Annotated in this window: 4 protein-coding genes and 1 pseudogene; 1 reads left to right on the top strand and 4 read right to left on the bottom strand. The window is 63.6% G+C overall.

What is annotated here, in order from left to right:
- Positions 1–53: 53 nt before the first annotated feature.
- Both EN984_RS28905 and EN984_RS28900 read right to left on the bottom strand, forming a co-directional pair.
- The gene (locus EN984_RS28905) at positions 54–467 is read right to left on the bottom strand and encodes a hypothetical protein (RefSeq protein WP_127269893.1); all 414 of its coding nucleotides are present in this window, start codon (positions 465–467) and stop codon (positions 54–56) included.
- 107 nt (positions 468–574) lie between these two features.
- The gene (locus tag EN984_RS28900; protein ID WP_127269891.1) at positions 575–1,300 is read right to left on the bottom strand and encodes a DUF2259 domain-containing protein; all 726 of its coding nucleotides are present in this window, start codon (positions 1,298–1,300) and stop codon (positions 575–577) included.
- 127 nt (positions 1,301–1,427) lie between these two features.
- On the opposite strand from EN984_RS28900, the gene EN984_RS28895 reads away from it, so the two are divergent.
- The gene (locus EN984_RS28895; RefSeq protein ID WP_127269889.1) at positions 1,428–1,682 is read left to right on the top strand and encodes a DUF2171 domain-containing protein; all 255 of its coding nucleotides are present in this window, start codon (positions 1,428–1,430) and stop codon (positions 1,680–1,682) included.
- 8 nt (positions 1,683–1,690) lie between these two features.
- Here EN984_RS28895 and EN984_RS28890 read toward each other — a convergent pair whose 3' ends face one another.
- Together EN984_RS28890 and EN984_RS28885 are read right to left on the bottom strand one after the other, a co-directional pair.
- On the bottom strand, positions 1,691–2,716 hold the full coding sequence (locus tag EN984_RS28890) for a P1 family peptidase (RefSeq protein WP_127269887.1): 1,026 nt from the start codon (positions 2,714–2,716) through the stop codon (positions 1,691–1,693).
- Positions 2,716–2,955 (bottom strand): annotated as a pseudogene (locus tag EN984_RS28885) (ABC transporter substrate-binding protein); the annotation flags it as partial. The pseudogene EN984_RS28885 and the gene EN984_RS28890, both read right to left, overlap by 1 nt.

The following is a 2,955-nucleotide window of genomic DNA, read 5'->3' as shown; positions in this document are numbered from 1 at the left end:
GTCCTGACATATCGAGAAGTTTGCCCGCGTCCTAACAGAGGCGAGCAAAATGCTCAACGCTGCTGGCGCGCAAACCAGACGCCCGCGGCAAACAGAGCGATGAAACCAACTGGAAAATAGAGCCGGATGCCCAGCACCACGAACTGGTAGAGCGCAATCAGCGTCGTGAAGACGAACTGGAGGACCCAGGTGCGGGTGAAAGCAGGGGCGTGCCACTCGGCGTAGTAGGAGCGGTACTGCAGGGCAAAGAGCCCGGCGGTCAGGCCGATCGTCGCCGCGGCTAGGCACACGAAGGCCGCGGCAAAGGCGACTTCCCAGCGTCTTCCCTGCGAGACCAGCCGCGCCGCGAACAGGCCGATGGGAAAAGCCAGCGCAGCTCCCACCGCAAACAGCGCGGTGACAATGCGGATTTTCGCCGGCGTCTCCCAGTCGTCCAACAACAGGGCGACGAGCGCGCTGGCGCCCATCGTCGTGGCCCATAGCAAGGCGCCATAAAACGCAGTGCGCGGCGTCGGTATCGCGCGGCGAAGGCGGTTCAGCGAACGATCGCGCGGGGCGGGTGGGACAAGCGGTGTCACAGGCGGCCGGTCACCGCGATCCAGCGAAAGTCCGGGCCTTCAAAGCCGTATTGGCGCACCGCGATCAGCACGGCATAGGCGCTGAGACTGTCCATCGAAAAGGTCTGCACAGCGCCGATGCGGTAGCCGTTCGGGCAACCCCGGCTTTTCGGTATCGACTTGTCCTCGTGCAGCAGCTTGGTCGTGCCGCCATCCTGCGCCTCGATACGCAGCAGCCGGAAGCCGTTGATCTCGCCCTGGCTCTCGCAGCCCTCGGTGTTGTTCATGCCGAGATCGTCGAGCCGAAACTCGAGCGGTGGGTCGACCGGCGAAAAGATCGGGCGCGGGTTGACTGCCATCCGGTGCGGATCGGCCGAAAGTTCGGTCACCGGGTTGAAGCCGGCGGTGATGCCGCGATTGGCGTCCAACTCGGCCTGACTGACAATGGCTTCGCCTTTTTGCCGGGCCTGAAGGCGCGCCGCATCCAGTTTGGCATTCTCGTCCTCAAGCCGGACCCGGATCGGCGTGCCCTTGAGAAAGCTGTCGGTGCTGGTGTCGATGTAGTAGCGGTTGGCATAGGGAAAACCCGATCCATCCTGCACGCCATATTCCTCGAAAGCAAAGACGCTGCCGTCCTTGGTGAAGCCGAGGATTTCAAGTTCGGCGACATCGCCGGCATGAGCCGCGATCGAGGTGGCAAACTGTGCAAGCAGGCCAACGGCAAACAGAAAGAGCATTCGCATCGGTCTTCACCCCCGTGATCGTCTCAATCCCCTAGCACGCCGAAATCAAAACGTCGTGCGGTGCGAAAGCCGATGCATCCAATCGGCCCGTCATTTGTTATCGTCGGCAGTCCCAATGGAGACCACCATGACCGACACCAGCAAAATTCGCGAGCATATGGAAGTCGTCGGCGCCGACGGCGTGCATGTCGGCACTGTCGACAAGGTCGATGGCCAGCGCATCAAGCTGACCAAGGCCGATAGCGGCGAGGGCGCTCACAAGGGCCATCATCACTATATTCCCCTGAGCCTGATTGCCGAAGTCGACGGCAAGAAGGTCTGGCTGTCGGCGAATTCCGATGTTGCGGTGACGTTCGAGGAAGAAAAGTCCGATCGGGTCTGATTATCGCTTCACCTCAGGCGTGACGACCAGACCGGAAACAGATCGTTTTCGGCAGGGGTTGCCGCATAGACGCCGCGGCTGATGGCGCGCGCCATGGTGGCGCCGGCTGCGGCGTAGAGATCGATCGCCGCATCGGCGGAGAGTTCGATACCGCTCGTGCCGGTCGCCAGCGCGAACACAAGGTCGCCATCGGCCGGTGTGTGCGTCGGCCATATCGCGCGCACGAACCCGTCATGCGCCGATATCGCCAGGCGCTTGGCGGCAGCTTTTGTGAGCACCGCATCGGTGGCAATGACGGCGATGGTGGTGTTGCCGCCGGTCTCCATCTGCCTGCCAACATGCTTGTCGCGGTGTTTCAAAAGAATCCGTTTCGCATCGTCCGGCATCGGCGAGGGATAACCAAGCCCGCCGAATTCGTTGCCGATTTCGAACGGTGCTGCCCAGAAATGGCGGGTTCGGCCTGTGGTCACCGATCCGGTCGGGTTGACGGCGGCCAGCGCACCGACGGTGACGCCGCTATCCAGCAGCGTCGAGGCGGAGCCGAGGCCGCCTTTCAGCCCCGAGGTCAGCGCGCCGGTGCCGGCGCCGATCGTGCCAAGCTGGAAATCGGCGGCGGCAGTTTGCGCGGCCTCATAGCCAAGCTCGCGGTAGGGCGGATAACGGCCCCAATCCTTGTCGCCGCCATTGCGCAGGTCGAACAGGATCGCCGACGGCACGATCGGCACGCGAAAACCACCGACCTCCAGGCCGATGCCGCGTTCGCGCAATGCCGCCTGCACGCCGGACGCCGCGTCGAGGCCGAAAGCCGAACCGCCTGAAAGCACGACGGCGTGCACCACATCGACGGAATTGTGCGGTTCGAGCAGGTCTGTCTCGCGCGTGCCCGGCGCGCCGCCCAGGATCTGAACGCCGGCCACTGTCGGCGTGTCGCAAAGCACGGTCGTGACGCCGGACTTCAGGCTGGCGTCGGACGCATTGCCGACGCGCAGGCCGGCAACGTCGGTGATCAGGTTGCGTGGGCCGGTGCGAAACATCAGTTGCTTTCCAAGGGCGCAAAGCGCGTGCCGTCGAAACGGAAGACGCGGTAAGGTCTCTGGCTGAGGTCGCCTTTTGCATCAAAGCGGATCGGCCCGATCGCCGTGGTGAAATCCTGTCCGGTCAGGGCCTCCGTCAGCGGCTTGCCCGAGCTTTCGGACAAGCCTGATGCTGCCTTGGCGATTTCGACCGCCGCAAAGGCCGGCAGCGCATAGCCGTCAGGCACGATCTTCTTAGC

It is taken from the genome of Mesorhizobium sp. M7A.F.Ca.CA.004.12.1.1 (genome assembly GCF_003997835.1).
In the GTDB taxonomy this organism is placed as follows: Bacteria; Pseudomonadota; Alphaproteobacteria; order Rhizobiales; family Rhizobiaceae; genus Mesorhizobium.
Note: the sequence above shows the minus strand (reverse complement) of the source record. Positions and strands in the feature narration are given on the sequence as shown.

Excerpts from the sequence above, each read along its gene's own strand:
- EN984_RS28900 (WP_127269891.1), bottom strand. The coding sequence starts at position 1,300 with ATGCGAATGCTCTTTCTGTTTGCCGTTGGCCTGCTTGCACAGTTTGCC.
- EN984_RS28905 (WP_127269893.1), bottom strand. The coding sequence starts at position 467 with ATGGGCGCCAGCGCGCTCGTCGCCCTGTTGTTGGACGACTGGGAGACG.
- EN984_RS28890 (WP_127269887.1), bottom strand. The coding sequence starts at position 2,716 with ATGTTTCGCACCGGCCCACGCAACCTGATCACCGACGTTGCCGGCCTG.
- EN984_RS28895 (WP_127269889.1), top strand. The coding sequence starts at position 1,428 with ATGACCGACACCAGCAAAATTCGCGAGCATATGGAAGTCGTCGGCGCC.